Raw genomic sequence first — 26,055 nt, 5'->3', positions numbered from 1 at the left:
CGCGGGGCCGTGTATCGTCTCGTCATGCCGAATGAGACGCTCGTCCAGGCGGTCAAGACCATCGTCGCCCTCGCGCGCGGTGGCGACCTCGACGCGGCCTACAAGGGATACCGCGACCTCTTCCAGAAGCCGGAGTTCCTCAAGCAGCGCCCCGAGGATCAGCGCCAGGTGCTGCGGCTCATGATCCTCGCCAAGGGCGTCCCGTCGACGCCGACCGAGGCGATGATCGACGCCCACCGCGCCGCGGTCCCCGCGCTGACCGAGCTCGTGTCGATCCACGGCGATCCCGGCGACCACGAGCTGCTCGGGCTCTGCCACGTCGTGCTCGGCAACGTCGAGAGCGCCGACAAGATCTTCCGCGCCGGCCTCAAGATCGAGCGCGAGCGCAACCCCCAGAGCGATCTGTGCGGCACGCTGATGAAGCGGATCTCGCTGCTCTAGTTCGCGCTCGTCAGGGACGGGACTAGTTCTCAGCAGCACCCGTCCTGGTAGGATGGCCCCGGGCGCCATGACAGCGCGCCGTCAGGGAGTCCATGCACGTCATCGCGGTCGCGAGCCAGAAGGGCGGCGTCGGAAAGACCACGATTTCCCTCAACCTCGGGCTCGCCCTCGGGCGCGCGGGCAACCGCGCGTTGATCCTGGAGCTCGACGCGCAGGGGAGCCTCGGGCTGTCGCTGGGCCTCGCCGACCGCGCGCGGCCGGGCGTCGCGGAGCTGCTCACGGGCGCCGAGCGGCTCGAGTCGGTGCTGCTCCGGACGCGCGAGCCAGAGCTCCAGGTGCTCACCGTCGGCCGGGTCGATCCCACGACCGTCGCGGGCTTCGAGGACGCGCTCGCCCGCGGGCCCGTGCTCCCGAGCGTGCTCGCGCGGCTCTCGCCGGACTTCGACATCGTGGTCGTCGATTGCCCCGCGGGGCTCGGCAAGGTCACGACGCGGGCGCTCGAGGTGGCGACGCACGCGCTCCTGCCGCTCCAGGCCGAGCCGCTCGCGCTCCGATCGGTCGGCCAGCTGCTCGCGGTGATCGACCGCGTCCGCGCCGAGAAGAACCCGCACCTGTCGCTGCTCGGCATGGTGCTGTCGATGTTCGACCGGCAGGCGTCCGCGTCGCTCGACGTCGCCGAGACGCTCTGGACGAAGTTCCCCGACGGGATCATCCTCGACACGGTCATCCCGCGCGACGAGGCGTTCCTCGAGGCGTCTCTCCGCGGGGCGCCGCTCCTGCTCATGCAGAAGCGCCCTCCGCCGCTCGCGCGCGTCTTCGATCAGCTCGCGAACGACGTGCTGGTTCGCCTGGACCCCACCTCGCCGGACGATGACGATGGCCCGATCTCGCTCCTCCTTTGATGTCGACGGCGCCGTCGTCACCGCGGCGGCGCTGGTCAAGCGGTCGAGGTCGCGGAGGCCGCGGGCGGCGTCGGTCGCGCCCGCGGCCGAGCCGCTCGTGTCGTTCGAGTCCCGGCCGCCGTCCTCGCGGGCGGAGCCGGAGCCGATGTCCTCGTCGCCGCTCTCGCCGTCGTTCGAGGAGCTCGCGCCCTCGAGCGACCTCCTGCCCCTGTCGAGCCCCCTCTCGGGCGCGGGCGCGGGCGGCGAGCTCGGGCTCCGGGGCGCGCTGCCCTCGTCGGCCGACGACGTCGACTCGCGGCGCGGCGGGCCGCTCGACCTGCGGCCCCTGGGCTCGCCGCCCTCGTTCGCGGCGGCGCGCGAGCCCCTCGAGGAGCGGCTCGACGGCGCCATCGAGGCGCTCTCGTCGGGCCGCGCGCCGCGCTTCCCGGACCTCGCCGCCGCGGGCGGGCCGGTCGCGCGCTGCGAGCGGGTGATCGAGTGGATCGCCGAGGCGACGGGCGCCACGGACGTGTTCCTCGCGGACGCGGCCGGGCTCCCGTTCGCCGGCGCGATCCGCGACACGGAGGCGAGGCTCGCCGCCTCGGGCCTCATCGCGTCGGCGATCGGCTCGCTCGTCGCGGCGCTGCCCGGCGCCCCGTCGCAGCGCTTCGAGCTCTGCGTCGGCGACGGGCCGTTCTTCCAGCTCATCGGGTTCCAGGTGCGCTCCGCCGCGTACATCGTCGGCCTGATGCGCCCGGGCCCGCTCACGCCGCGCGAGGCGCACGCCGTCCGGATCGCGTGCCGGCACGCGATCGACGCCGCTGTCGGGGTCATCGGGTGAGCGCGGAGCACGGCGAGCCCTCGTTCGGTCGTGGCGTCGCGGCCGGCGCGGGCGCGCTGGACGACGACGACCCGCTCGCGCCGATCGCGCTCGACGGCATCGGCTACGGCGTCGGCGGCCTCGACGCCATCGTCGTGTTCCACCTCGGCGACGCGCGCGTCCACGCCGTGTTCGTCCGCGAGGGCGCGGCCCTCTCCCCGAGCGACGTGGCCGCGGGGCTGCGCGACGCGTACCTCGGGAGCCAGCTCGCCGCGCAGCGGCTCGTCCCGGAGCGGGAGGGCTCGATCCGCCCCGCCCGCAGCCGCGGCGCGCGGTCGTCGAGCAAGCCGCCGCGCTCGCAGGGCCGCGCGGAGGAGCTCCCGGACCCCGTGGTCACGCTGGAGCTGAGCGGCCGGACCGTCCTCCTGCGCCGCGTCCGCGCGTGCGTCGTCGCGAGCCTGTTCGACGGCACGATGCCGCTCGGCATGGCGCGGCTCGTGGCGCAGCAGCTCGCCGCGACGCTCGCGCCCGAGCTGCCGCTCGAGGAGCCGCCCGAGGAGATGCTGAGCGACCCGTCGGGGCTCTTCGAGGAGCCGCTCAGCGCGGACACGGTGGACGATCTCGTGCGGGGCGTCGCGCGATCGGCGCCGCCGAGGGGCTCGTCCAGCATCCCGTCGCGCCGGACGGGCGGGACGCCGCCGCCCGTCGATCCGCCGTCGGCCGAGGCCGCGCGGATCCAGCGGCTGCTCGCGCTGCTCGAGGCGCGCGCGCCGGAGCCTCACGTGGCGCGGCTCCGGCTCGCCCTGCGCACCGGGCTGACGCCGCTCGCGCTCGAGCACCCCGACGGGCTCGGCGCGGAGGCGATGGTGCTCGTCGAGACGGCGGTCGTGGACATCCTCGGCCTGGAGCGCGCCGCGCTGCGGAGGCTCCTGTGACGGCGCTCCGGCACGGCCTGCGGGGCCGCATCGACGGCCCGCTCGGCGATCTGGTCGGCCCGATCGTCCCGCACGGGCTGCTCCACGTGGCCGATCAGCTGGTTGTCGCGCACTCCCACCACTTCGCGCTCTTCCTGGAGCAGACGATCTTCGACGCGCTCGGCGGGGAGAGCCGCGGCGTGCGCCGGCAGGCGGCGTTCGAGGCGGCGCACGCGCTGCTCGGGCCGCTGTACGAGGACCGCCATGGGGCGTCGCCGCGGGAGAAGCTCGAGCTCGCGGGCGAGCTGTTCGCCGCGATGGGGCACGGGCGTCTGCGGTTCGAGGTGAGCGCGGAGGGCGGCGCGGTGCACGCGGCCTCGCTCTTCCACGGGACGAGCTTCCTCGCGAAGTACGGCGGTCGGATCCAGAACCGGCTGGCGGTGGACGCGTTCGCCTCGGGCTACTGCGCGGCCGCGGCGAGCCTCGCGTTCCCGTCCGACTGGGGGCGGCTCGACGCCGACGAGGTGACGTGCGTCGCGCGGGGCGACGCGACCTGCACCTTCCTGCTGACGCGGCGGTCGGAGCGGCCGCGCTTCGGCGAGGCGCTGACGCGCAAGCAGATCGAGGCGGCGCGGGTGCGCTGGGAGACGGACGGCGGGCCGCTCTCGCGGGCGCAGCGCGTCGAGGGCGCGATGCTCGAGGAGCTCGGGGCGCTGCGGTCCGACGAGCGCGGGCTCATCTCGGCGTACGGGGTGAACCTGGCGCTCTTGCCGGTGGGGTACATCGATCAGAAGACGTTCGACACGGTGCACCTCATCGAGCGGCGGACTCCCGAGCTGGTCCCTGTGTTCGAGGCGCTCGTGCGGGAGGCGGCGCAGACGGGCGCGTTCCACCTGCTCGGGGGGATGCTCTCGTCCTCGTCGTTCGAGGCGGCGTGCGGTCCGGTGGGCAGGGATCAGCACGAGCGCCTGGAGCAGCTGCTCGGGCTCACCCGCGCGCTCGGCTGGGGGGCGCTCTCCGCGCCGGAGTTCCAGCCGGGCCGGGCGCTCGTGCTGCGGGCGCCGATCACGCACGAGAGCGCGTATTACGCCATGAAGCACGGGCCCACGGCGCGGGGGCGGCTCCTGTTTCAACAGGGGACGGCGCTCGCGATCATGCAGCTCCTGCACCGCGTCGATTTCGGGACGGTGCGGCCGATCGACGCCGAGACGTACGGTGGGCTGTTCAAGATGGGGACGCGGTTTCGCGCGCAAGAGACGAAGTCGCCGCTCAGGGGGGATGGCGCGTGCGAGGTGCGGGTGGAGGCGGTCGAGGACAGGTGGTGAAGGCGGCCGCTCCCTCCGCTGTCGCTGGCGCATCGACGTCCGAGCCGGCGGGAAGGGCGGCTCGCGCGCCGCGTGACAGCGCGTTAGATTACGAGGAAGGAGGTCGACCATGGCCGAGCCCGCGCGAAAGCTGACGTTCACGTTCGCCGAGTACCTCGCCCGCGAGCAGGCGAGCGAGGCGAAGCACGAACATGTGAACGGCGAGATCTTCGCGATGGCCGGGGGCACGCCGGAGCATGGGCTCATGGCGGTCAACGTGGCCAGCGTGCTCCGCAGCCAGCTGCTCGAGCGACGCTGCCGTGTGTACAACTCCGATGTACGGGTGCGTATCCCGGCGACAGGGCTCGCGACGTACCCGGACGTCAGCGTGGTGTGCGGGGGGCTGGAGCGCGATCCTCAGGACGAGAACAGCATTCTGAACCCAGTCGTGTTGGTGGAAGTGTTATCGCCGAACACCGAGGCCTACGACCGTGGCGATAAGTTCGCTCATTACCAGGCCGTCCCCTCGCTGCGCGAGTACGTGCTCGTCTCGTACCAGAGGAGGCGCGTCGAGGTGTTGCGCCGCAATGACGATGGCACCTGGACGCTCCATGACGTGCGGGAGAGCGGCGTCGCGGAGCTGTCGTCGATCGGGTGCCGTCTTCCGCTCGACGAGGTGTATCGGGGCGTCTTCGAGGAATCAGCGGGAGAGGCGGGGTGAGCGGGAGCCCGGCGACTCGCCCGGCGAGGCTCGTTTTCGGCTGGCTCGGCGCCGAGCTCACGGCAATGCGAATACGATAGAGATGATTGCCGCTCTTGATCACGCAAAGCCCGAGGCGGTCTTCGCCCGCGGGCAAAGCGAAGCATGAGGTTTTGAGCCGCGAGCTCTCCGGGATGGCCGGAGCACCGGCGGGAGGCATGCCGATGTGCTACGAGGTGCGGCCCATGACAGGACTCGTATTCCCCTCAGGCTCGTTTGTCGCTTACCTCTTTGATTGCGACGGGACGATCGCGGACTCCATGCCGCTCCATTACGAGGCGTGGCTCGAGGCGCTCGCCCCGCATGGGTGCGAGTTCTCCGGCGAAGATTTCTACGGCTGGGCGGGGATGCCGACCGACCGGATCGTCGAGCGCCTGAACGCGAAGTACGGGCTGCGGATGCCGGTGGCCGAGGTCTTCGCGGCGAAGGAGGCGGCGTACCACCGCCTGATACCGACGGTGCGAGGCGTGCCTGAGGTCGTCGCCGCGCTGCGCGACGCTCCTCCGGGCGTGAAGCGCGCCGTCGTCTCGGGGAGCCCGCGGGCGTCGGTGGAACGGACGCTCGAGTTCCTTGGCCTCCGCGGGTACATCGACGTTGTCGTCGCGGCGGAGGATTACGCGCGGCCCAAGCCGGCGCCCGACCCGTTCCTCGAGGCGGCGAGGCGCCTGGGCGTCGAGCCCGCGCGGTGCCTTGTCTTCGAGGACGCCACGCTGGGGATCCAGTCCGCGCAGGCGGCGGGCATGCCGTGGGTCTTCGTCGATCCCCGGGCGCTCGCCGCCGAGCGCGGGTGAGCGGGGCGGAGCGGGCCGGCGGGGGATACCTCGCCTGGCTCGCGTGGAGGCCGCGCGTCAGTGGGCCGCCGCGCGCCGCTCGGGCCGCGCGTTCCACACCCGCGTCGCCAGCGCGAAGCCGACGAGCGCGACCGGGAGCATGGCCGCGGGCCATGGCATCCAGTTCCCCGGGTGCTTCGCCGCGTCGCCCGAGGGCAGGATGCTCGCGTAAAGGAACGATTGCGCCGCGGTGCCCAGGTAGACGAAGCCGTCGATGATGCCGGTCGCGACGCCGGCGTTCTTCCTCCCGCCGAAATCCATGCTCGCGGTCCCGGACAGCATGCCGTGGACGCCGATCACGCAGAGGGACATGAACACGACGGTCCACCCGGCGATGGGGAAGCTCAGCGTGAAGAGGACGATGACCGCGCCGAGCACGAGGCCTGCATACAGCACCGAGGCCACCGGGCCCCGGCGCGAATCGAAGACGTGATCGGAGATGAAGCCGGCGAACACGCCGCCCAGGATGCCGGCGATGCAGAGGAGCACGCCCCAGTGCGCCGACACGAAGCCCTGGAGCCCGGTCTTGTCGGCGAAGATGAGGTACCACTTCATGACGGCGTTGCGGAGGAAGCCGCTGCAGAACTCGATGGCGACGATGAACAAGATGACCCGCTGCGAGAACATGCGCCGCGCGACCTGGATTGCCCCCAGGCGCTCGCCGGTGTCGCCCGAGGACGCGTCAGCGGTGTCGAAGTCCTGAAACCCCGCCTGGCCCGGCGTGTCGCGGATGAGGAGGACGTCGAGCGCCAGAAAAACGAGCAGCAGCAGGGCGGGGACGTGGAACACCCACGGCATCGGCAGGTGTTTGGCGACGAATCGACTCCAGTCGTAGGCGAAGTAGAGCCCGAGCGAGATCAGGATACCGAAGACGCCGCCGAGCATCCCGCGCTCGCGGACGTGGAACCAGGGCGCGTTGACCTTGACGATGGATACGGCGCCGAAGCTCTGGAAGTACATGTTGGCCGAGAAGAGCGCCGTCATCGCGGTGATGGCGGCGCCGTGGTCGAGCCGTCCTTCCAGGGCGAGGCGGACGGCCACGCCCATCAGGACGTTCATGAGCGCGGATCCGCCCGCGGCGATCAGGATGGTGGCGCGCCCGCCCCACCGGTCGGTGAGCGGCCCGTTCAGCAGGAAGGCGACCCCATAAACGGCCGAGCCCCAGCCGTCGATGTTCCCGAACTCGTGCTTGCTGACGAGGTGCAGCGCGTCGAGCTCCGGCGCGTTGGCGGAGAGGTTGTACCGCCCCATGTAGAGGAAGGCGTACGTGAGCCCGAGCGGAAACCAGTTGAAGAACCGCCGGCGCCGGAACTCCTCCGAGTGCCCGAGATCGATCTTCGGCAGCCGCCGCATGACGACCGCGATGGCCGCGAGCAGGAGCACGATCGGCAGCAGCTGATTGAGCCACGCAGGCATCGACGCCCTTCGACGATAACGGCCCTCCGCACGAGCGGCCATGCCTTCGCGCTTCCCGCGCGCGCCCGCTCGCTCGAACTCCGTCCGTGAGGTCCCAGCGCATGCAGTGACGTGTCGCTGTCCCGAGATCTGCCTGAGCCGCCGTCAGCTGCCGTGGAGCCATCGGCCCGCTGTCCCGCGAGCTGCCGGAGGGGGCAGGGAGCGCGTGCGGCGCGCGTGGGGACGGGCCGTGTCTGAGCATGGCCGGTGAATCGCCCCTCAGGGGCGATTCACCGGCCATGCGAGTTCGGCGGGGCCCCGCGCGCGCCGCACGCGCTCCCTGCCCCCTCCGGCAGCCCCTGCAGTCTCCAGGGGCCTCTCCCGAGGCCCCTCCAGGATCACCCCCCCCGCCCGCGGAAGATCGCGTGGCGGAAGAAGTTGATCTGGCTCTTGGCGAACTCCTTCGCCGCGTCCAGCCGGTCCCCTTCGCGCGACGAGCTGCGGATCAAGAGCTCCCCGTTCTCGTAGAGCTCCCGCGTCTTGCTCCGCTGGAGCTTCCCGCTCGAGGTCTTCGGCAGGATGCCCGACCCGACCGCCACCACGTCATCGACGGTGAGCCCCATGGCCTGCTGGACGACGCGGCGCACCTCGCCCTTCAGCGCTTGCTTCTCCTGCTCGTCCGACGCCGGGGTCTCGAAGACGATGACCACGCGCTCGCGGTCGTTGTGCGGCTTCATCGTCCCGAACGCGATCACGTTGCCCTTGCGGACCCCGGAGACGCGGCTCGCCTCCCACTCGAGATCCTGCGGGTAGTAGTTGCGCCCGTTGACGATGATGACCTCCTTCGAGCGCCCGCAGATATAGACCTTGCCCTCCGCGAGGTACCCGAGGTCGCCGGTCCGCAGCCAGCCGCCCGCGAACGCCTCCTTCGTGAGATCCGGGTCGTTGAAATAGCCGGGCATCACGCTCGGGCCCCGCAGCCGGAGCTCCCCGACCTCGCGATCGCCGAGCGGGCGGGCGCTCTCCGCGTCGTCCGACGCGAAGACCGCGATCTCGTGCCCCTCGAACGCCGACCCGCACTGCACGAGCGACGACGCGCCCTCGCTGTCGGCCGGGACGGGCGTCGCCTTGCCCTCCTTCCAGAGCGTCTCGCCGTCCACCGGGTCGGTCTGCAGCCCGGCCCCGAGCGCGCTGAACGACACCGCCAGCGTGCTCTCGGCCATCCCGTACGAGCAGACGAACGCCTTCTCGTCGAAGCCGACCGGCGCGAACTTCTCGGCGAACGCGCGCAGGTTGTCGGCCCGGATCGGCTCGGCGCCGCACCCGGCGACCCGCCACGTCGAGAGATCCAGCCCCGCCATCTCCTGCTCTCGGATCCGCTTCACGCAGAGCGCATAGGCGAAGTTCGGGCCGAACGACACGTTGCCCCGGTGGCGCGTGATCGTCTCCAGCCAGCGCACCGGGCGCTTCAGGAACAGGAGCGGCGGCAGGAACGTGATCGTGTTGACGTAGTAGAGCGGCGCGATCACGAAGCCGATGAGCCCCATGTCGTGGTAGAGCGGCAGCCACGACACGCCCGTGTCGACCGACTCGCGCACCCCCAGGCCGAGATCCACGATCGCCCGGACGTTCGCCGCCAGGTTCGCGTGCGTGAGCACCACGCCCTTCGGGCGCGACGTCGAGCCGCTCGTGAACTGGAGGAAGCACACGTCGTCGAGCTCGACCTTGACGGGCTTGAGCTCCTCGCGGGCGCCCCGGAGGCCCTCCACCGCCACGATCTGCTCGAGCCCCGGCGCCTGCGCCTGGATCGTGCCGAGCATCCGCTTGATCTCGGCGCTCGTGAGCAGCACCTTGGCGCCGCTCTTCGCGACGATGTGCAGCGTGTTCTCGAGGTAGCCGGTCAGCTTGCCGAGGCCGGTCGGCGGGTAGATGGGCACCGGGATGACGCCCGCGCGGATCGCGCCCAGGAAGGCGAAGATGAAATCGGCGTTGTCCGGCAGGATCAACGCGACGCGATCGCCCTTCTGGAGCCCGAGCGCCTGGAGCGCGCCGCCGAAGCGCGCGCTGGCCCGCTCGATGCCCCCGTGCGTGAAGAACGGCTCGTTCTCGCTGGACTCCTCGATGAAGCGATAGCCCGTCTTCGTGCTCGCCGCTGCGTCCTCGATCGCCTGCGCGACCGTCCGCGGTTTCCAAACAGCCGTCATCCCGAGAGCCTTCCTTCGTTCTTGAGCCGGAGCTCGATGGCCTTGACGACGTCGGCGACCGTGTCGACCTCGCGCAACATGTCGTCGGGGATCGAGAGGTCGAACTTATCCTCCATATCCGCGACGATCTCCATCACTCCCAGCGAGTCGAGGCTGAGGTCGGCGACGAGGTGGCTCGACTCCTCGATCTTTACCTCGCCGGCCGTGTGTCCTTCCAGGAGCTGGATGATCTCTGCCCGCAACGTCTCCCGTGTCCACGTCATCCTACGCTCCTACCCCAACTGCGGCGTGGCGAGGAGGGGCTTGCTCGGCCGCAAGGCCGCGGAAATTCGGCGTCGCACCCCCTGACCCGACGCTGGCGCGTGCATCAGGGACGGGCGGCGTCGACGATCTCGCGCAGCCGACTGAGCCCCTCGAGCGCCCGCGCGCCGTACCACATGAGGTCCTTGCCGTCGCACCTGATCACGTGGCCACGGCGGGCAGCGGGGATGTCGAGGGAGCGAAATATTGCCGCGTCGGCGTCGCTGAAGGCGTGCGGCTCATCGGGCAGCAGGACGAGCTCCGGGGCGCGGGCGATCACCTCGTCGAGGGTCACGCGGGGGTAGCGGAGGTCGCGGCCCTCGACGCGCTCGGGGGGCAGCGGCGGCGCCTTGCCCAGGTCGGCCGCGAGCGGGTAGCGCCGGGGCCGATCCTCGAAGACGTTCTGCGCGCCCACGAGATCGAGCATGTCGGAGAGGAACGTCTCGCCGTGGACGGTCATCAGCGGGTCCATCCAGATCGGGACGAAGGCGCGGACCGGCGGGCGCTCGCGGCGCCGCGCCTCGGCCGCGGCGTGGGCGCGGTAGGCGGCCGCGACCAGCTCGCGCGCGGCGGCCGGCGGCGGCTGGCCCGGGGCGCCGTGCTCCACGTCCGCTGAGGGGGCGGGCGCGCCGGGCCTCGCCGCGGCGTGCCCGAGCAGGCGCGCCAGCCGGGCGAGGTGCGCCACGCCGTCGGCGACCCGCTTCGGGAACGAGACGAGCACCCGGAGCCCCGCGGCGTCGAGGCGCTCGATGTCGCGCTTGCTGTTCTCCTCCTGGTTCGCGACGACGACGTCGGGGTCGAGCGCGGCGATGCGGTCGACGTCGGCGTCCTTCGTGCCGCCGACGAGCTCGATGCCCTCGACGTCCTCGGCGGGCGCGACGCAGTAGCGGGTGCGGCCGACGAGCCGATCCCGGGCGCCGAGCCGGAGGAGCGAGTACGTGTCGCTCGGCACGAGCGAGACGATGCGCCGCGGAGGGGAGCGCCACTCGTGCTTGCGCCCCCGGTCGTCGACGATGCGGATGAACGACCCGGCAAAGGCCGGTCCCCAGCCTGCGCTGAACGCCATGCGCCGGATGTAGCCCGCCGCCGCGCGCGCTGCACGCGAACTGACGTGAACTGACGTGAACTGACGGTGAACTGACGTGAACTGACGTGAACTGACGGTGAACTGACGTGGACTGCGCCGCGCCTGAGCAGCGCGCCCCAGGGCCTGAACAGCGCCGCGTCCACTTAGTTGGCCCGCCCGGGCGAAGTCTGCGACGACGGCTCGTGCAGATCGATCGCCTCGATGTGCGTCGCGGAGGCACGCTCCCGTACCCGCCTTCCGGCCTGCCTGCTCTCCCCCTCGGCGCCGCGCGCGAGGAGACCCCCCGCCGCCGGGCGGCGCCCCGCGGGGGGCGGCTGCTGCCGTGCCAGATCGGCCGCTACACGCTGTTCGATCACATCGGCCAGGGAGGGATGGCCGATCTCTACCTGGCCCGGGTGCGCACGGACCTCGGCGCCGCGCGCCTCGTCGCCATCAAGGAGGTCGCCCCGAGGTTCGCGCACGACCCGCGCTTCGTCGAGATGCTCGCGAGCGAGGCCAGGCTCGCTGCGGGGCTGCGCCACGCGTCCATCGTGCAGGTCGAGGACCTCTGCCGCGAGGACGGCTCGCTCTTCATCGCGATGGAGTACGTCGAGGGCCTCGACCTGCGCGAGCTGCTCCGCCGCTGCGCGCGCCAGAAGGTGAAGTTCCCGGTCGCGTTCTCGCTGCTCATCATCGCCGAGGCGCTCCAGGCGCTCGCGTACGCCCACCGGAAGGGCGTCGTGCACCGCGACGTCTCGCCGTCGAACGTGCTCCTGAGCTTCGAGGGCGAGATCAAGCTCTGCGACTTCGGCATCGCCCGCGCGCACGAGCGCTGCGGCGCCATGGACGAGGCGCTGCAGGGCAAGGCCGGCTACATGAGCCCCGAGCAGGCCCGGGGCGAGGCGCTCGACGCGCGATCCGACGTCTTCGCGGCGGGCATCCTGCTCTGGGAGCTGCTCGCCGGCCGGCGGATGTACAGCGCGGGCCCCGGCGCCGCGCTCTCCAAGGAAGCGGCGCGGGGCGATCTGCTCGAGCTCGCGCGGCGCGCGTCGATCCCGCCGCTCGTGGAGCGCGGGCTCCCCGACGAGGCGGCGCTCCACGCGATCGTGGCGCGGGCGCTCGCGGTCGCGCCCGACGAGCGCTACCCGAGCGCGGCGGCGATGCTCCAGGACATCGCCGCCTACGCGGCGGCGGCCGAGCTGACGGCGAGCCCGCTGCGCTTCGGGGCGTGGCTGCGCGACAACTTCGGCGCGGAGCTGGTCGCGCCCCGCCGGGCGCGCGAGCGCGCGGTGCGCGCGCTGGAGCTCGGTCCGCCTGCGGTGATCGAGCCGATCGCGACCGCGGCCATCGCGCCGAGCGCGATGGACATCGGCGCGCAGGGCGCGATGGCGATGGCAGCGCCGCCGGTGATGGAGGCCGCCGCGCCGCCCGCGAGGGCGGCCGGCGCGCAGGGCGCAGAGCCCGCCGCGCCGGCCCTGGCCGAGCCCCCGCCCTGGGCCAGGGCGCAGCCTCCGCTCGCTCGCCCGCGGCAGCGCTGGCTCGTGCACAACGCGCTGCTGTTCGCCCTCGCCGCGCTCGTCATCGCGGGCTGCTATCTCGCGGCGCGCTAGAGCGACAAACGGGTCGAAGCCGCACGCAAACAGCGAGAAGTTGAGACGCCAAGAGACGCCAGAAGACGCCAGAAGACGCCAAGATTTATTGTTTTTTTGGCGTCTTCTGGCGTCTCTTGGCGTCTTCTGGCGTCCATTTCTCGGGTTTCCAAGCTGAACGGTGTTCTAGCGCCCGCTCGGGCGAGGAGGACGTCGCATCTCGCTCCCGTCCGGCGCGCCGGCGCCCCTCGCCGTCAGACCGCGTCGGCGATCGGCGCTTCGGGCACGGGCACCTGCATCTCCGGCCTCCGCTCGCACGCGTCGCTGCCGATGCCGACGCCGTAGCGGTAGATGAGCTCTCCGCCGAGCCAGCCGCTCGCCCCCGCGAGGCCGAACCCCGCGGTCGACAGCGCGATCCCGAGCGGCCGCAGCCCGATCGCCCGGGAGGCGAGCGAGGCGCCGTACAGGCCGGCGATCGCGAGGTTCACGGCGCCGTGGACGAAGCCGATCCGCTTCGCGGGGCCGAGGGTGGTGCTCCAGTCGGCGAGCCCGGCGAAGGTGGCCACGAGCGCCCCGCCGAGGCCGATGGCCGCTGTCGCGTCCGCTCCCCGATGGAGACGACGCCGCCTGCGGCCGACGCCGGCGAGATCGAGCACCAGCGCGCAGGACCAGGCGCCGATGGGGATGGTCACGAGCACCGGGTGCAAGGGGTGCCCGAGGAACTTGCCATGCAGCACCTTGGCGACCGTGGGCGCTCGCCTCAGGGCGGACTGGATGCCGCGCTGAAGCGGGTCGGCCATCCGGTCGATCCAGTCCTGCTCCTCGATTCCCCCCAAGACTGCGCTTCCGATCATGTTCCCCTCCTCCGAGGCGCGTGGCTTCGCGGATTTCCAGCGCATGGCGCCCGCCCCGCCGACCGTCCAGCGGTGAACCCCTGACCGGATCCCGAGCAATCGGCGGACCCGCGGGAGCGGGTCGGGCGTTCCCATCCCCTCCCGCGGCGCGTGCCTCTGCGGCGCTCGAGCAGGCCGCGCAGTTCGCTTCTGCAATGATGTTTTGCCGAAATTTCAGGTTCGAAATCAGCGAGCGCCCCATCTGAAGTGAAATACGTTCGAATCGCGGATCCCGCGGATGGCATGGACGGTGCTCTATGTCCGGCCAGCGCTGCCGGCGCGGCCTTCCCCCCCCCGAGGCCCCGGCGGCGCTTTTTTTTGGAGTCTTTCCTTTCCGGGCGCGGCGCCCGCGCGCACGCCCTGCGTTCCTCGTCCCGGGCGGCGTTCTCTGGTATCTCGCCCGTGCCGCGCCGCGCGCGGCCTCCCGGAGCGATGCCCCTCCTCGCCGACGTCGCGGTGCCCGTCCCGCTCTCGCAGGCCTTCACCTACGAGGTCCCCGCCGCGCTCGCCGGCGAGGTCCGACCGGGGGCGCGCGTCCTCTGCGAGTTCCATCGGCGCAAGCTGCTCGGCGTGGTGCTCGCCGTCAGCGAGCGCAGCGCGGCCATCGATCCGTCCAAGATCAAGCCGCTCGCGGCGCTCGTCGACGCGCGCCCGGCGCTGCCGGCGGAGCTGCTCGCCTTCCTGCAGGAGCTCGCCGCCTACTACTTCGCGCCGATCGGCGAGGTGCTCCGCCTCGCGCTGCCGGCGATCGAGCGCGAGCAGGTGCGCGCGCTCAAGGCCCAGGGGGAGCTCGACGGCGTCCTCGACCTCGGCCGCGCCAAGCAGGTCGGCGGCCGCAAGGTCGCGTACGCGAGCGCGACCGACGTCGTCGAGGAGCCCGGCACGCTCCGCGGGCAGGCCGCGGCGGTGCTCGCGCTGCTCCGGGCGAACGGCGAGCAGCCGGTCGCGCGGATCGAGGAGCGCTTCGGCAACGCGCGCAGCGCCCTGAAGAAGCTCGCCGAGCGCAACCTCGTCACCCTGGACGAGCGCGAGCCGCCGCGCGACCCGTTCTTCCGCCGCGCCGAGGAGCGCGACGTGCCCCCCGAGCTCAACGCGGCGCAGGCCGAGGCCGCGGCGCGCATCGACGCCGCGCTCGCGGCGCTCGCGCCGTCCGGGGGAGGGGAGCACCCCGCGATCGCCCAGCAGGAGCCGCGGCCCGCCGGGCAGGAGCCGCGGCCCGCCGGGCAGGAGCCGCGGCCGAGCGCGTTCCTCCTCTTCGGCGTGACCGGCTCCGGCAAGACCGAGGTGTACCTGCGCGCCATCAAGAGCTGCCTCGAGCGGGGCCGCGGCGCGCTCGTCATGGTGCCGGAGATCGCCCTCACCCCGCAGCTCGTCGCGCGCTTCCGCGCCCGCTTCGGCGACGAGCTCGCCGTGCTGCACAGCGGGCTGAGCGACGCCGACCGCCACGCGATGTGGGCGAGCCTCCACGGCGGCAAGGTGCGCGTCGCCATCGGGGCGCGCTCCGCGCTGTTCGCGCCGGTGCCGGACCTCGGCCTCATCCTCGTCGACGAGGAGCACGACGGCTCGTTCAAGCAGGAGGAGGGCGTGCGTTACCACGCGCGCGACATGGCGCTGCTCCGCGCCCACCGCGCGGGGGCGGTGTGCGTGCTCGGCTCCGCGACCCCTTCCATCGAGTCCGTCGCGCTGGTGCGCCGCGGCAAGCTCGCCGAGCTGCGCCTGCCGGACCGCGCGCACCGCGAGGCCAGCCTCCCCGAGGTCTCGCTCGTCGATCTCCGCCGCTTCCGCGCCGGCCCCTCGGGCGATCCGCTGATCTCCTTGCCGCTGCACCGCGCGCTCGAGAAGACGCTCGCGGCGAAGGAGCAGGCGATCCTCTTCCTGAACCGCCGCGGCTTCGCGCCGAGCGTCGTCTGCGGCTCGTGCGGGACGCTGACCACGTGCGACGCCTGCTCGGTCGCGCTGACGTACCACCGCGGGCGGCGCCGCGACGCGCGCGCACCTTCGCCGGGCGACGCGCGCGCGCCTTCGCCGGGCGGCGCGCCCGCGCCCGCGGCGCCGCTCGACGAGCGGCCGGAGGGCGGGCGGCTGCGCTGCCACTACTGCGACTATGCGGGGCCGCTGCCGGACCGCTGCGGCGCGTGCGGCGCGCGGAACCTGCTGCTCGAGGGGCTCGGCACCGAGCGGCTCGAGGCCACGATCGCCGGCTCGTTCCCGGAGGCGCGCGTGGCGCGCCTCGATCGCGACGTCGCCGGCAAGGATCGCTCGCAGGCGATCCTCGCGAGGATGCGCGAGGGCAAGATCGACATCCTGGTCGGCACGCAGATGGTCACGAAGGGCCATGACCTGCCCAACGTGACGCTGGTCGGCGTGGTGAACGCCGACGCCGCGCTCGGGCTGCCCGACTTCCGCGCGGCCGAGCGCGGCTTCCAGCTGCTCGTGCAGGTGGCCGGGCGCGCGGGGCGGCGCGACCGCCCCGGCCGCGTGCTCATCCAGACGCGCAACCCCGAGCACCCGGCCATCGCGTTCGCCGCGGCGCACGACGTGCCCGGCTTTCTCGAGCGGGAGATCCGCGACCGCGAGGAGGTGGGTTATCCGCCGGCCACGCGCCTGGCGCTGCTCCGCATCGACGCGGTCGACGAGAGCGTGGGGCGCGGCGCCGCGGCGAAGCTCGCGGCCCACGCCCGCACCTGCCCCGAGGGGGTCGCCCGGCGCGTCGAGGTGCTCGGCCCGTCGGCGGCGCCGATCGCGCGGCTGCGCGGGCGCTACCGGTTCCGGGTGCTCCTCCGGGCGCGCGATCGCGGTCCGCTCCGTGGGGCGCTCGCGGCGCTGGCCGGGCTGATAAGGGATGGCCTTGACCGGAACGCCCGGGTGATCATCGACGTGGATCCGGTCGCCATGCTGTGACGGGCGATCTCCCTGGGAGACGGGCGCGCTCGCCGCGCCGGCGGCGCTCTCTACCCGGATCCACGCGCGGTGAGCTCGCCGAGCGCGTCGCGCGACGCGCGCGAGAGCCGCTCGAACTCCGCGCCCAGCCAGTCGAGGAACGCCGCGTCCCACGTCGGCCCTTCCGGGCGGGACGCGACCGCCTCGGCGAGCTCACGGTCCCAGCGGCCGTAGACGTCCCGGAGGAGCGCGTGCGCCCGGCGGCCCTCGGCGGACGCAGGATCCGCCTGGCCGTCCGCGCGCTCGGCGAAGGCGTCCTCGCAGAGGAAGTAATTGCATGTCGCGGCCCGCCGCTCGGCGGGGACGGAGCAGCCGCGCGCGCCGTGATAGACGCACTTCGATTGCCGCGGGGCCGTGCGCTCCTCCCGCTTCCGCACGCGCCGGAGCTCGAGTCCGCGGCTCACGGGGAGCAGGTTGCCTGCGGCGATCTGCTCGAGCAGCCAGCCACGGCCGTCGAGGGAGACGATGCGCCCGATGTCCGTCCAGTCGAGCTCGGGCGGGCTGACGCAGCACCCCGCGGGGCCCTGCGGGCACTGGGCGCACAGCGTCGAGTGCAGCCGGGTGTGCTCTCCTGAAAGCTCCAGACGGATCATCGAACCCCTTGCCGTCCCCCGAAGGGGCCGAGACACGCGCTCGCTACAGCGCACATCCTGCCAGCGAACGCGCCAGGAATGGCAGAAGCGCCCCGCGGCTGCAACCGGCGCAACCGACGCAACCGACGCAACCGGCGCAACCGGCGCAGACCCCGCGTCGACCCGAGCGGCGGCCAAGCGCCCCTCCTCACAGGCATAAGCGATCGAGGAGCGCGAGAACTCGCACTCCCGGGCGCTCTTGGAGGAGCTGAATCAGTTATAGTAAGTAACGGACATCGACGTGCGCCCCGCGCGAATGCAGGGAGAAGCGTGCGATCATGCTTTTCCGGTCGCGGCGGGAGTTGATAGGCTGCGCCGGCCATGAGCGATGCGCTTCCCAAGGAGGTCGGTCGGGCCATTCGCGTGCTCCGGCAGCTGCACGGGCTCACTTACGCCGAGTTCGCCGAGAAAGCGCGCCTCTCGGCGACCTACCTGCGGCAGGTCGAGCGCGGCGAGCGCGATCTCGGGCTCGGCGCGCTGGCGCTCATCGCACAGGGGCTCAACTGCGATGCTCGGCTCCTCCTGCCCGGCGACGGGAGGAGCCCGGTCTCCGCGGTCGTCGCCGATCGCTTCGATCGCGCGCCCGAGGCGCTCCAGGAGGCGCTCCTCTTCCTGTTGATCGAGCCCGACGACTCGCCCAAGAAGCAGGCCATCCTCGCGCTCATCAACGAGGATCCGGAGCGCGCGCGGCTCCGCTCGCGGCCTCGGCCCGAGGAGCGCGGGTCGCGCGGCTCGGCCCCCTCGTCATCGAGCCGGCGCGGACGATGAGCCCCTGAGCCGTCACGTCCGCGCGGGCCAGCCCGCGACGCGAGGTGGCCCGGCGCCGGGCTCCGACGAGCCGCCGCCCCGCGCCTCTTCGCCCGGCATCGACGCGAGGCGCCGCGTGGCCAGCTGCTGAAACGCGGCGAGCGCCCGGCTCCGCCGCTTGTACGCCGTCGAGAGGGGGATTCCCGCCCGGCTCGCGAAGGCCGCCATGGGGACGCCCTCGATGTCGTGGGCCATGAGGATCGCGCCGAGCTCGGCGTCGAGCTCGCGCAGGACCGCGCGCGCGAACAGGCGATCGCACGCCGAGATGAGCTGCTCCTCGGCCGAGGGCTCGTCGAGCTCTGCGTCGAAGTCGTCAGGCAACGGATCCTCCTTCCGGCGCCGCTCGCGCAGCCCGTAGTGGGACGCGGCGTGGACAGCGATCTTGTTCAGCCAGCGGTCGGACGGCCCGAGGTCCGGATCGTAGTTCCCGAAGCTCTCGTGCGCCGCGAGCATCACGTTCTGGGCGATGTCCCAGCGATCCCGGCGCGGAACCCCCAGGAGGCGAAGCCATCGCCGCACGAGCACGATCGTTTTCTTGTTGAAGATCCGCCAGTAGGCCCCTTCTCTGTCGTTCGGCGGCCCTGAACCATGGCCTCCACGCCCCGTTCCCGACATCGCGTAACGATCGTTATCACAAGAAACGGAACTTGCAAAAACTGGTCGTGGCGATCACAGGCGAAATTTGATCGAAAAAGTGGTCAGATGTATGTATATGTGGTCATCTCCTGCGCCGGCCTCCGCCTGGCCAACTGCGCGCATGCAGGCCGAATCGCTCGGGAAAGCGCCGAACGACGATGGTTCTCGCGATGTAACGATCGTTCCTCGCCCGAACCTGGGTCAGGGGACCTCCCGGCGACGTCGGCAACGATGGTGCTCCCTCCCGGCTGATGAAGCGCGATCGCCGGGCGGGCGGGCGGGCGGACTCGGCGGCCGCGGCCTGGTGCGCCGCGGGGGGCGGGCGCCTCCTTGCGCGGGTAGGCAGGCAGGCGAGACGCCCCCGCTTTCCTCGCTGGACTCCGCCGCATCGCGCCGGTAGACAGGCGGCGCTCGATGCACAGCTTCCATCGAAGGATGCCGGCCCCACGGCGGAGCGGCGCGCCCTGTGGGGGGCGTGTCGCGACCGTCCGCGCGGGCGCTGGCGAGGCGCCCATCGCTCATGTCGGCTGACGCGGGGAAGCCAGGGACGGCGCGCGGCGACGACGCGGCGCCCGCGGCGAGCGACGCGGCAGGGGCCCCGGCGGCGCGCCAGCGGGTCGCCTACTTCGGGCGGCCCGGGACGTTCAGCCACGAGGTCGCGTCCCGGCGCTTCGGCGCGAGCGCGGACCTCACGCCCCGGCGCACCATCTCGGAGGTGTTCGACGCCGTGGCCGGCGGCGCGGCGACCTACGGCGTCGTGCCGATCGAGAACGCGGTGGGCGGACCGATCTACGACACCGTCGATCAGCTGATCCGCCGCGAGGGCACGGGCGCGGCGCTCGTCGTGTGCGAGGAGCTCTCGCTGCACGTCACGCTGTCGCTCCTCGGCAGGGCGGGCGTGGCGCCGAAGCGCATCTATTCGCACTTCGTCCCGCTCAAGCACTGCGGCGACTGGCTGCGCGAGACCTACCCTGACGCGCAGATCCTCGAGGCCGAGAGCACCGCCGAGGCGGTCGAGCGCGCCGCGCAGGACGGCGAGGCCTGCGCGATCGGCAACAGGGGCGCGGCGGCCATCTACAAGCTGGAGATCCTCGTGCCGAAGCTCGGCGCGAAGGGCGAGAACATCACGCGCTTCTTCATCGTCGGGAAGGCCGCGGAGCCGCCGGCCTCGGGGGGGCGGACGCTGCTCCTGTTCGGGCTGGACCACCGCCCGGGCGCCCTGGTCGCGGCGCTCTCCGCGCTCGGGAGACACCACATCAACCTCACGCGCATCGTCTCTCGCGCGCTGCCGGACAGCCCTGAAGAGTACCTCTTCCTCGTCGAGTGCGAGGGCAGCACGGAGGAGCCCGCGTTCAAGGAAGCCCTCGCGCTGCTCGAGCAGCACGCGACGGGCGTACGCTCGCTCGGCTCGTTCCGCGTCAGCCAGAAGTACGAGTAGGCGCCCCGGGCCGACCCGGTGACGATCGCCGACCCGCGCGGGCCCTGTCCGCGCGGCGCGGCCGGAACGTCGGATGACCGAGAGTCCACCGCGGCGGACGCGCGCCAGCCGCTCGTCGCGTGGGCGCCCCCACGCGCGGGGAGGACAACGCCGCTGCGAAGATGGGAATATCTTTGCGCGGGGTATCCCGCGTGACTCACGCGCTCTTTTCAATAACCAGTTACCCCTCGCCTGTGACTAGAACGCTCGACAGGTGCGCTCTCGCACTCCTCACTAGGCAAGGTGGCATGGATCTACATTGGCGATGGCTCTTCGTGGTGGTGCCGGCGCTCATGGGTTCTCTGGAAGCGTGTGATGTGGGCCCATGGGAATCGGAGTCGACGGTCGACAGCGAGATGCAGAGCGGCGGGGCGAGCCAGAAGCGCCTCCCCGCCGGCGCGAGCTGCAGCTGCGATGCGGACTGCGACGGCGAGGCGGCCGTCTGCATGCTCGGCATCTGCATGCAGCGCGCGGAGGGGCTGTGTACGGCGCCGAACAGCGAGCAGGGCTGCGCGCCCGGCGCGCGCTGCTTCAACACGGACATCCTGACCGACTCGGGGGTGTGTTATCCCCTCTATGATCCAGAGACCTGCGATGGCGTGCAGAGCCGTCATGGCCTGTGCTCTCCCCGGCGCGGCGGCGGGTGCAACGCGGCCTGCGGCGCGGCGTGCGCGGAGGACACGGTCGGCGCCGGGGAGATCGGCGCGGCCTGCGGCGCCGACGAGGCGTGCTCGCTGCGCGGCGCGACCTGCTATCGTGACGAGGATCCCTCGGCGCCGAACGGCTGGGTGGAGGGGTACTGCCTCGCCTTCGACTGCGAGAGCGATGACGAGTGCGGGCCAGGCGCGGGCTGCTTCCCCGCGGCGGAGGGCGGCTCGCCGGTGTGCATGAACACCTGCGGCAGCGATCTCGACTGCCGGCCTGGCTACGTGTGTCACACCGTCGACGGCGACGGCAGGTCGGCCTGCTACGCCGGCTGCGACGGCGCGTCGACCTGCCCGGAGGGCACGACCTGCCTCGGGGAGCTCTGCGTATCGGACGATGTCGCGTGCTCACCCGACGTCCCGTCCGGCTGGTGTCCGGAGGGCAGCTCCTGCGACGGCGGCGCGTGCCGCAAGGGCCCCTCCGCCTGCGGCGCCGAGGGCGACGTCCTCGAGCCCAACGACGACCTGGGAGCAGCTGTGATCGCGCCCATGGGCGTCACGGGGGACCTCACCCTCTGCGAGGGGGACGAGGACTGGTTCAAGATCGTGGTGCCGGAGCGGACCCTCGTCCGCGTGGGCATCCGGTTCCGTCAGGCCGCCGGGGACATCGATCTGGTGGTCTATGACGGCGTGGGCCGCCTGCTCGGCGCGCGCGACGGCGCGCAGTACCCGTACGCGTACCGCGATCAGGAGACGGACACCGAGTTCTACGGGTTCTACTCCGAGCGGGGTGGCGCCGAGTACTTCGTCCGGGTCGTCGGCCACGACGGCGCGCAGAACGTCTATGGCCTGGACGTGACGTCGACTCCGTATGTCGACGGCCCGAGCTGCGTGGACGCCGGCTTCTCGTTCGACGAGTGCGCCGGCTTCGGCGAGCGCGGCGGCGGGCTCTTGCCGTTCCCGTTCCCCGACCTCGACGACTCGGCGGTCGGCGGCGGTTACATCTGGGAGACGTTCAGCAATTACCGCTTTGCTCGGCGCGAGCTCATCATGCTCGTCCGGGACGCCCTCGCGGAGACGCTGCACGCGTTCCCGGGCACGACGCCGCTCTCGCTGATCGACGTCTGCCAGATCAACGGCGTCACGCCCGGCTACGACGTCGACAGCCCGCGTCACCCCGAGTCGACGCACGACCAGGGGGGCAACATCGACATCGCCTATTTCCAGACGGACGGATCGAACGATGGGGAGATCATCTGCGGAGACGGGTCGAAGCACGAGGACGGGTACTGCTCTTCGGCGGCGAAGCGGAAGCACATCGTCGACCTCGAGCGGGAGGCGTTCTTCATGGCCAGGCTGTTCCGCTCGCCCCGCACGCGCGTCATCGGCGTGGACAAGGTCATCGCGCCGTTCCTGTCGAGGACCGCGGCCAAGCTGAACGCCCTCCCGGCGCGGGATCGGCGGAAGATCACCGACGACGAGCTCGCGAGCTTCTCGGACCGGATGGCGTACGGCGCGGGGTGGCCGTATCACCACCACCACATCCACCTCAGCATGGACTGGTGGCCGAAGAAGACCGCGGCCGGCGGCGGCACGCCGGAGGCGTCGTTCGCGGCGCCGCCCGCCATCCATCGTTCGCCCGCGCTCGCGGCCGAGCAGCGGATGGTGTGGCCCCCGCGGCCCGCGATCGTGCGGTGAAAGGTCGCTTGCGCGACTCGCCTCCCTCCTGGAAAAGTGCGCTGTATCCACAACGCACTCATGCATCGAAGGATGCCTCGTCTTGCTCCACAGCCGCTGCCTGCGGGGCCTTCCACCAGGCGACGTGCAACAAGCGACCGATGCCGGCCTGAGCCATGGGATTCCCGGCGTTGATCGAGGTTCTTCGCACGTGGATCCGGGGTGGCGTGCAGGCCCCTGTCACCCTCGATGCCTGACGCGCCGATGCGCGTGAAACAGCAAAGGATAACTACATGAGGGTAGGAATGTGGGATCAGCTCGGGTCCCATCTTCCACGCCCCGCGCCGCCATGCTTTACTGTCGCCGTTCTTGGGAAGATGTTGCCGCCTTTTCGGCGCCTTGTCCGCCGGACGGACAGGTCATCGACCACCTGAGGAGAGCTGCTTTATGAGCAAGGAACGAGATACCGAGACCCAGGGCCCGTTGTTCAAGGTCGTTGACCGGCGGCAGGCGCTCCTGGGGCTGGGAGTGATTGCCGTCACCGTGTCGTGCGGAGATGGCGGCGAGTCGGGTGACCCCAGCGGCGCCGGCGGAGGAGCTGCGAGCTCCGGGGGCAACGGGACCACGGGTCCGGGCTCGGGCTCGGGCTCGGGCTCGGGCTCGGGAGGCGGGGGGGCCGACCCTGCCACCACCACGGCGGGCTCGGGCGGCGCGGGACCGGGCAGCACCAGCTCCACGGCGGGCTCGGGTGGCTCAGGCGAGGGAGGCTCCGAGCCGGGCACGGGAGGTGGTGGTGGCGCCGGCGGCGGCGACAGCATCATTGCGCCGCCGTTCGACGATGTGCCGATGTGCAGGGCGATCAACAAGACGGACGGCGCCGGTCAGGGCCCCTTCTTCATTCACGAGCTCGAGAAGAACGACGACATCTCCCTGATCCGACAGGACATTCGTGGTCGCTACAACGAGAGCGCGCCGGAGGGCGTGGAGATGCACCTCCACCTGCGCGTTGTCGACCTGAGCGCGCCCGGCTGCGATGGCAAGGGCGTCGGCCTGCCCGATGTGGACGTTTACATCTGGCACACGGACGGGCAGGGGTTCTACAGCGGCTTCGGGACGAGGGGTGCTGCCAGCGAACAGAAGCCCGACTCGCCCTATGCGGGCAGGCCGGGTCAGAACGATCTCAACAACACGGACCGCTTCTGTCGCGGCGTGCAAACCACGGACGCGAACGGCGTCGTCTCGTTCCGGAGCATCTTCCCCGGCTGGTACAACGGCCGCGACGTTCACATCCACTTCGTCTGCTTCAAGAAGGGGTCGATGTCGAAGGGGCGCACCACGTACCAGGGTGGAGACCACATCTTCACGACGCAGTTCTACTTCGATCCCGCCTTCACCGACTCCGTTCATACCAAGTACGAGCCGTACAAGGCGCGCACCACCGGCAACCTGGCGACCTACTACCAGGGCGCCATCAAGGCCGACGAGGCGGGCAACAGCGGCCTTCGTGCCAAGGCCGTGATGGACGGGGACATCGTGATCGCCCAGATGCAGATCGCGGTGAATCCGGGCTAGGCAGGGCGGGCTCGCTCCCTTCCCACAGCTGCGTCGACCGACCGGCGGGCGCTCCTCGCCGGTCCACGCCTTCGGCGACGGCGCTCTCACCCGCGAGAACGTGACGTGGCCTGGCAACGCCGGCGACGGCTATGCACGCTTCCTCTATGCACGAAGGCCGCGCAGCTGAAGGGCGAGCTTGCGCATCTCCAGGAGGCCCGATCAGGGCACGACCGTGATCCGGTCGAGCGCGGGCGGGGAGACGGGTGAGCTCGCCGCGAAGTAGTCCCGCAGCGCGTCCAGATCCAGCGCGCCGCCGAGCCGATCGGTGCCGTCGTTGAGCACGGTGAAGCCGTCGCCGCCCGTCGCCAGGAAGCTGTTCACCGTCACCCGGTAGGTCCGCGCCGCCTCGATCGGGACGCCGTTGATCCGGATCGAGGCGATGTCGACCTTCGCGCCGATGGGCGCGCTCTGGCTGTACGTGTACGTGAAGCCGTCCGAGACCTGCAGGATCAGGCTCTGCTGCACGCCCCCCGCGTCCAGCCGGAACTGCTGCTCCAGCAGCGTGTCGATCTGCGCCCCCGTGAGGGTCATCACGACAAGGCTGTTGCCGAAGGGCTGCGCCGTGAACACCTCACCGAACGTGACCACCCCGTCGATGACCTCGGTGGACGAGGCCGCGTAGGTGAGGTCCGCGCGGATGCCGCCCGGGTTCATGAACGCGATCTCGGCACCGCCGGTCCTCGCGTCGCGCGTGGCGGCGAGCTGGGCGTCGGCGATCACCGCGCCCATCGTGAACAGCCCGGCGCCCATGGCAGGGACCGCGCGGTCGAGCGTCGCGGTGATGGTGCCGACCTGCACGTTGGCCAGCGGCGCCGCGAGGTCCTTGTAGCGTGTCACCAGGGTGCTCACGCCCGCGTCGGGCGCTTCGCGCGTCACGATGACGTTGTTCGCCGCCTTCGCCGTCACGTCGCCCGTGCTCTTGCTGATCTCCAGATCGATGTCCGTCACCAGGCGGCCGAACGACGCCGCGCTCGTCACGATCTTGTCGCCGAGGATGCAGTTGTACGCCTGATGGGTGTGCCCTGAGACGATCACGTCCACGGCAGGGTCGATGTTCGTGGCGATGTCGACGATGGGGCCAGAGAGGCCCGGGCACTCGTTGTAGAGGCCGGTGGGGAGCCCTCCCTCGTGGAGCAACACGACGATCGCCTCGATGCCCTGCGCCTGGAGCTCCGGGACGATGTCGTTCACTGTATCGACCTCGTCCATGAACGTCAGCCCCGCGACGCCGATGGGCGTCACGATGGTCGGCGTGTCCTCGAGCGTCATGCCGATGAAGGCGACCTTCACGCCGTCGAACTCGCGGACGTCGTAGCGCGGAAAGAGCGTCTTCCCGGTCGACGGATCCACGACGACGTTGGCGGCGAGGAACTTGAATGTCGCGCCAACGAAGGGGGTGCCGTCGCTGCAGCCGTCGACCGGGCTGCACCCGCCGTGCTGCATCCGGAGGAGCTCGGAGGTGCCCTTGTCGAACTCGTGGTTGCCGACGCCGTTGATGTCGAGGCCGAGCAGGTTCATGGCCTCGATCGTGGGCTCATCGTGGAACAGCGCCGACACGAGCGGGCTCGCGCCGATGAGATCGCCGGCCGAGACCACCACGGTGTTCGGGTTCGTGGCGCGGAGCGCGGCGACGCGGGACGCCAGGTAAGTGACGCCGCCGGCGTCCACGGTGGTGCTGGTGGGTGTGGCAGATACGGTGATCCTGCCGCTGCTGCCCGTGGGGGGCTCCAGGTTGCCGTGGAAGTCGTTGAGGGCGATGATCTGCACGCTCACGGTGTCGCCGCCGGAGCCGCCGGAGCCGCCAGCGCCGCCGGTGCCGTCCGAGCCGCCGGTGCCGCCGGAACCACCGGAGCCGGCAGCGCCGCCGGAGCCGCCGGAGCCAGCCGCGCCGGAGCCGCCCGAGCCGCCGGCACCGGAGCCGCCGGAGCCGGCATCGCCGCCGGAGCCACCCGAGCCGGCAGCGCCGCCGCCCGAGCTGGTACCCGTCGCGCCGCCGCTGCCGCTGGACACCGAGGCGGTGTTCGTCGCCTCGTCATCGCCGCAGCCCGCGCTGGCGACGGGTGGCACGCACAGCGCGGCTCCGAGGAGCGTGACCCGCCACGCTCGTGCGCATCGCCCGAGGACCCACGAAGCTCCGCTCGATCTCATCTCTGCTCCTCCACGCCGCTGCGCTCGCCGTTCCATGGTGCCACATGCTGGATTCCCCTGGAAACGGCCATGTGAACGCCGCG

At 71.8% G+C, this 26,055-nt stretch carries 21 protein-coding genes; 13 read left to right on the top strand and 8 right to left on the bottom strand.

Annotated features, from left to right (window positions below; genetic code table 11):
* Positions 1-24: 24 nt before the first annotated feature.
* The 7 genes from WMF44_RS37555 to WMF44_RS37525 all read left to right on the top strand — a co-directional run bounded on the left by WMF44_RS37555 (position 25) and on the right by WMF44_RS37525 (position 5,911).
* Positions 25-441, top strand: coding sequence for a hypothetical protein (locus tag WMF44_RS37555; protein WP_044966617.1), 417 nt, complete (start codon positions 25-27; stop codon positions 439-441).
* Positions 442-533: 92 nt separating this feature from the next.
* Positions 534-1,343: a ParA family protein gene (locus tag WMF44_RS37550; RefSeq protein ID WP_437294853.1), complete on the top strand. Its 810-nt coding sequence runs from the start codon at positions 534-536 to the stop codon at positions 1,341-1,343.
* On the top strand, positions 1,318-2,163 hold the full coding sequence (locus WMF44_RS37545; protein WP_437294852.1) for a hypothetical protein: 846 nt from the start codon (positions 1,318-1,320) through the stop codon (positions 2,161-2,163). The genes WMF44_RS37550 and WMF44_RS37545 overlap by 26 nt, the downstream gene beginning before the upstream one ends.
* Positions 2,160-3,077: a hypothetical protein gene (locus tag WMF44_RS37540; RefSeq protein WP_437294851.1), complete on the top strand. Its 918-nt coding sequence runs from the start codon at positions 2,160-2,162 to the stop codon at positions 3,075-3,077. Before WMF44_RS37545 ends, WMF44_RS37540 begins: the two co-directional genes overlap by 4 nt.
* Positions 3,074-4,381, top strand: a complete 1,308-nt coding sequence (locus WMF44_RS37535) for a hypothetical protein (protein ID WP_437294850.1) — start codon at positions 3,074-3,076, stop codon at positions 4,379-4,381. Before WMF44_RS37540 ends, WMF44_RS37535 begins: the two co-directional genes overlap by 4 nt.
* A gap of 109 nt (positions 4,382-4,490) precedes the next feature.
* A complete protein-coding gene (locus WMF44_RS37530) occupies positions 4,491-5,081 on the top strand; it encodes a Uma2 family endonuclease (RefSeq protein WP_437294849.1) in 591 nt (196 codons plus the stop codon).
* A gap of 224 nt (positions 5,082-5,305) precedes the next feature.
* Complete coding sequence (locus tag WMF44_RS37525; protein ID WP_437294848.1) at positions 5,306-5,911, top strand: HAD family hydrolase; 606 nt, start codon at positions 5,306-5,308, stop codon at positions 5,909-5,911.
* A gap of 57 nt (positions 5,912-5,968) precedes the next feature.
* On the opposite strand, the gene WMF44_RS37520 is transcribed toward WMF44_RS37525, so the two are convergent.
* The 4 genes from WMF44_RS37520 to WMF44_RS37505 all read right to left on the bottom strand — a co-directional run bounded on the left by WMF44_RS37520 (position 5,969) and on the right by WMF44_RS37505 (position 10,915).
* Complete coding sequence (locus WMF44_RS37520; protein WP_437294847.1) at positions 5,969-7,366, bottom strand: MFS transporter; 1,398 nt, start codon at positions 7,364-7,366, stop codon at positions 5,969-5,971.
* Positions 7,367-7,743: 377 nt separating this feature from the next.
* A complete protein-coding gene (locus WMF44_RS37515) occupies positions 7,744-9,549 on the bottom strand; it encodes a fatty acyl-AMP ligase (RefSeq protein WP_437294846.1) in 1,806 nt (601 codons plus the stop codon).
* Positions 9,546-9,812 (bottom strand): acyl carrier protein, encoded by a 267-nt coding sequence (locus WMF44_RS37510; RefSeq protein ID WP_012239660.1) that lies wholly within the window; start codon positions 9,810-9,812, stop codon positions 9,546-9,548. Before WMF44_RS37510 ends, WMF44_RS37515 begins: the two co-directional genes overlap by 4 nt.
* 104 nt (positions 9,813-9,916) lie before the next feature.
* The gene (locus WMF44_RS37505) at positions 9,917-10,915 is read right to left on the bottom strand and encodes a helical backbone metal receptor (RefSeq protein WP_437294845.1); all 999 of its coding nucleotides are present in this window, start codon (positions 10,913-10,915) and stop codon (positions 9,917-9,919) included.
* A gap of 203 nt (positions 10,916-11,118) precedes the next feature.
* Here WMF44_RS37505 and WMF44_RS37500 point away from each other — a divergent pair, with 203 nt between their 5' ends.
* Positions 11,119-12,525, top strand: coding sequence for a serine/threonine-protein kinase (locus WMF44_RS37500; RefSeq protein WP_437294844.1), 1,407 nt, complete (start codon positions 11,119-11,121; stop codon positions 12,523-12,525).
* Between the two features lie 233 nt (positions 12,526-12,758).
* On the opposite strand, the gene WMF44_RS37495 is transcribed toward WMF44_RS37500, so the two are convergent.
* Complete coding sequence (locus tag WMF44_RS37495; protein WP_437294843.1) at positions 12,759-13,358, bottom strand: DUF2231 domain-containing protein; 600 nt, start codon at positions 13,356-13,358, stop codon at positions 12,759-12,761.
* A 471-nt stretch (positions 13,359-13,829) separates the two neighbouring features.
* Here WMF44_RS37495 and priA point away from each other — a divergent pair, with 471 nt between their 5' ends.
* The gene (gene priA, locus WMF44_RS37490; RefSeq protein WP_437294842.1) at positions 13,830-16,298 is read left to right on the top strand and encodes a replication restart helicase PriA; all 2,469 of its coding nucleotides are present in this window, start codon (positions 13,830-13,832) and stop codon (positions 16,296-16,298) included.
* Positions 16,299-16,348: 50 nt separating this feature from the next.
* Here the strand turns inward: priA and WMF44_RS37485 are convergent, their stop codons facing one another.
* Positions 16,349-16,930 (bottom strand): hypothetical protein, encoded by a 582-nt coding sequence (locus tag WMF44_RS37485; protein ID WP_437294841.1) that lies wholly within the window; start codon positions 16,928-16,930, stop codon positions 16,349-16,351.
* A gap of 360 nt (positions 16,931-17,290) precedes the next feature.
* On the opposite strand from WMF44_RS37485, the gene WMF44_RS37480 reads away from it, so the two are divergent.
* The gene (locus tag WMF44_RS37480) at positions 17,291-17,737 is read left to right on the top strand and encodes a helix-turn-helix domain-containing protein (protein ID WP_012239654.1); all 447 of its coding nucleotides are present in this window, start codon (positions 17,291-17,293) and stop codon (positions 17,735-17,737) included.
* 12 nt (positions 17,738-17,749) lie between these two features.
* On the opposite strand, the gene WMF44_RS37475 is transcribed toward WMF44_RS37480, so the two are convergent.
* Positions 17,750-18,391, bottom strand: a complete 642-nt coding sequence (locus WMF44_RS37475; protein ID WP_437294840.1) for an RNA polymerase sigma factor — start codon at positions 18,389-18,391, stop codon at positions 17,750-17,752.
* Positions 18,392-18,932: 541 nt separating this feature from the next.
* On the opposite strand from WMF44_RS37475, the gene WMF44_RS37470 reads away from it, so the two are divergent.
* The 3 genes from WMF44_RS37470 (at position 18,933) to WMF44_RS37460 (ending at position 23,782) form a co-directional block, all read left to right on the top strand.
* On the top strand, positions 18,933-19,850 hold the full coding sequence (locus tag WMF44_RS37470) for a prephenate dehydratase (RefSeq protein WP_437294839.1): 918 nt from the start codon (positions 18,933-18,935) through the stop codon (positions 19,848-19,850).
* Between the two features lie 287 nt (positions 19,851-20,137).
* Positions 20,138-22,231 (top strand): PPC domain-containing protein, encoded by a 2,094-nt coding sequence (locus WMF44_RS37465; protein ID WP_437294838.1) that lies wholly within the window; start codon positions 20,138-20,140, stop codon positions 22,229-22,231.
* A gap of 426 nt (positions 22,232-22,657) precedes the next feature.
* On the top strand, positions 22,658-23,782 hold the full coding sequence (locus WMF44_RS37460; protein WP_437294837.1) for a hypothetical protein: 1,125 nt from the start codon (positions 22,658-22,660) through the stop codon (positions 23,780-23,782).
* A gap of 201 nt (positions 23,783-23,983) precedes the next feature.
* On the opposite strand, the gene WMF44_RS37455 is transcribed toward WMF44_RS37460, so the two are convergent.
* Complete coding sequence (locus WMF44_RS37455) at positions 23,984-25,972, bottom strand: bifunctional metallophosphatase/5'-nucleotidase (protein ID WP_437294836.1); 1,989 nt, start codon at positions 25,970-25,972, stop codon at positions 23,984-23,986.
* Positions 25,973-26,055 lie beyond the last annotated feature (83 nt).

It is taken from the genome of Sorangium sp. So ce426 (assembly GCF_051475585.1).
Taxonomy (GTDB): Bacteria; Myxococcota_A; Polyangia; order Polyangiales; family Polyangiaceae; genus Sorangium; species Sorangium cellulosum_B.
Note: the sequence above shows the minus strand (reverse complement) of the source record. Positions and strands in the feature narration are given on the sequence as shown.

What these genes read in the sequence shown, in the direction of transcription:
- WMF44_RS37505 (WP_437294845.1), bottom strand. Translation starts at nt 10,915, where the DNA reads ATGGCGTTCAGCGCAGGCTGGGGACCGGCCTTTGCCGGGTCGTTCATC.
- WMF44_RS37485 (WP_437294841.1), bottom strand. Translation starts at nt 16,930, where the DNA reads ATGATCCGTCTGGAGCTTTCAGGAGAGCACACCCGGCTGCACTCGACG.
- WMF44_RS37510 (WP_012239660.1), bottom strand. Translation starts at nt 9,812, where the DNA reads ATGACGTGGACACGGGAGACGTTGCGGGCAGAGATCATCCAGCTCCTG.
- WMF44_RS37480 (WP_012239654.1), top strand. Translation starts at nt 17,291, where the DNA reads ATGAGCGATGCGCTTCCCAAGGAGGTCGGTCGGGCCATTCGCGTGCTC.
- WMF44_RS37550 (WP_437294853.1), top strand. Translation starts at nt 534, where the DNA reads ATGCACGTCATCGCGGTCGCGAGCCAGAAGGGCGGCGTCGGAAAGACC.
- WMF44_RS37515 (WP_437294846.1), bottom strand. Translation starts at nt 9,549, where the DNA reads ATGACGGCTGTTTGGAAACCGCGGACGGTCGCGCAGGCGATCGAGGAC.
- WMF44_RS37475 (WP_437294840.1), bottom strand. Translation starts at nt 18,391, where the DNA reads ATGTCGGGAACGGGGCGTGGAGGCCATGGTTCAGGGCCGCCGAACGAC.
- WMF44_RS37520 (WP_437294847.1), bottom strand. Translation starts at nt 7,366, where the DNA reads ATGCCTGCGTGGCTCAATCAGCTGCTGCCGATCGTGCTCCTGCTCGCG.
- WMF44_RS37465 (WP_437294838.1), top strand. Translation starts at nt 20,138, where the DNA reads ATGGATCTACATTGGCGATGGCTCTTCGTGGTGGTGCCGGCGCTCATG.
- WMF44_RS37470 (WP_437294839.1), top strand. Translation starts at nt 18,933, where the DNA reads ATGTCGGCTGACGCGGGGAAGCCAGGGACGGCGCGCGGCGACGACGCG.
- WMF44_RS37525 (WP_437294848.1), top strand. Translation starts at nt 5,306, where the DNA reads ATGACAGGACTCGTATTCCCCTCAGGCTCGTTTGTCGCTTACCTCTTT.
- WMF44_RS37530 (WP_437294849.1), top strand. Translation starts at nt 4,491, where the DNA reads ATGGCCGAGCCCGCGCGAAAGCTGACGTTCACGTTCGCCGAGTACCTC.
- WMF44_RS37495 (WP_437294843.1), bottom strand. Translation starts at nt 13,358, where the DNA reads ATGATCGGAAGCGCAGTCTTGGGGGGAATCGAGGAGCAGGACTGGATC.
- WMF44_RS37555 (WP_044966617.1), top strand. Translation starts at nt 25, where the DNA reads ATGCCGAATGAGACGCTCGTCCAGGCGGTCAAGACCATCGTCGCCCTC.
- WMF44_RS37455 (WP_437294836.1), bottom strand. Translation starts at nt 25,972, where the DNA reads ATGAGATCGAGCGGAGCTTCGTGGGTCCTCGGGCGATGCGCACGAGCG.
- priA (WP_437294842.1), top strand. Translation starts at nt 13,830, where the DNA reads ATGCCCCTCCTCGCCGACGTCGCGGTGCCCGTCCCGCTCTCGCAGGCC.
- WMF44_RS37545 (WP_437294852.1), top strand. Translation starts at nt 1,318, where the DNA reads ATGGCCCGATCTCGCTCCTCCTTTGATGTCGACGGCGCCGTCGTCACC.
- WMF44_RS37460 (WP_437294837.1), top strand. Translation starts at nt 22,658, where the DNA reads ATGAGCAAGGAACGAGATACCGAGACCCAGGGCCCGTTGTTCAAGGTC.